This is a genomic window from Moraxella equi, from assembly GCF_002027555.1.
Taxonomy (GTDB): domain Bacteria; phylum Pseudomonadota; class Gammaproteobacteria; order Pseudomonadales; family Moraxellaceae; genus Moraxella; species Moraxella equi.
This window is the reverse complement of the sequence record NZ_MXAP01000130.1, coordinates 1-1,212: the sequence shown is the minus strand read 5'-3', so window position 1 is coordinate 1,212 and position 1,212 is coordinate 1. Positions and strand designations below refer to the sequence as shown.

1 protein-coding gene is annotated in these 1,212 nt (G+C 36.6%); it reads left to right on the top strand.

The features are described 5' to 3' along the window. Positions 1-127: 127 nt before the first annotated feature. A complete protein-coding gene (gene hisC, locus B5J93_RS11640; RefSeq protein WP_079326531.1) occupies positions 128-1,183 on the top strand; it encodes a histidinol-phosphate transaminase in 1,056 nt (351 codons plus the stop codon). Positions 1,184-1,212: the final 29 nt, after the last annotated feature.

The window sequence follows — 1,212 nt, the reverse complement described above, 5'->3', positions numbered from 1 at the left end:
AAGGTGCGTATTACGCACCACCAAATAGATAAAGCCCAAAAACGGTGCGTACCGTTTTTAAAAGCAAGCACCTTACGATTTATTCTATTTCTTAATACCAAAATATAGAATACTCATAGGAATTAAAATGCAAACCTTAATCAACCCCCATATTCTTGCCCTAACGCCTTATCAATCCGCCCGTAAAATTGGCGGTAATGGTACGATTTGGTTAAATGCCAATGAATATCCGCTTTCACCCAATGAATTATTAACCCAGTTAAACCTAGATAATTTAAATCGCTATCCAGAACCACAGCCCCAAAGTGTAATAAGTGCCTATGCCAATTATGCAAAGGTGAATGCCAATCAAATTTTAATCACTCGGGGCGGAGATGAAGGCATTGAGCTGATTATCCGTGCCTTTTGTGACAATGATGACAGCGTATTATATTGCCCGCCCACTTATGGAATGTATAAGGTCAGCTCCGATACTTTAAATATCAATAGCAAAACCGTGCCTTTAACGGCTGAGTTTCAATTGAATTTAAAAGAAATTGAAAAGAATTTGGAGAAAGTCAAAGTTATTTTTGTGTGTAGCCCCAATAACCCAACGGGCAATTTATTAAACAAAGATGACATTATTCAATTACTTGATATGACCAAAAATAAAGCGGTTGTTGTGGTTGATGAAGCTTATATTGATTTTTGTTTGGATAAGAGTTTGGCAAATGAACTGACAAACTTTGATAATTTAATTATCATTCGCACACTCTCCAAAGCCTTTGCCCTAGCAAGCATTCGCTGTGGTTTTGTCTTAGCAAATGACTGGATTATCCAAAGTTTACAAAAAATCATCGCCCCTTATCCCATTCCCACGCCTTGTGCCTTAATCGCTGAGAGTGCTTTATCAAATACTGGCATTCAAACAATGCAAGATAAAGTGGCAATTACGCTGAATAATAAATCGTGGCTAGAAAATGAATTAAACAATTTACAAATTGTCCAAAAAATCTACCCAAGCTGTGCCAATTTTATTTTGGTAGCATTTAAAGACGGTCAAGCGGTGTTTGACACACTTTGGGAGCAAGGCATTATCGCCAGAAACCAAAACACAGCATTAAATTTGGCAAATTGTATTCGTATTAGTATTGGCACACAAGATGAAAATTTGGCGTTAATTAATGCGTTAAAGAAATTTTAATTTTTGAACTCGTAGCAACTGTATCCCTT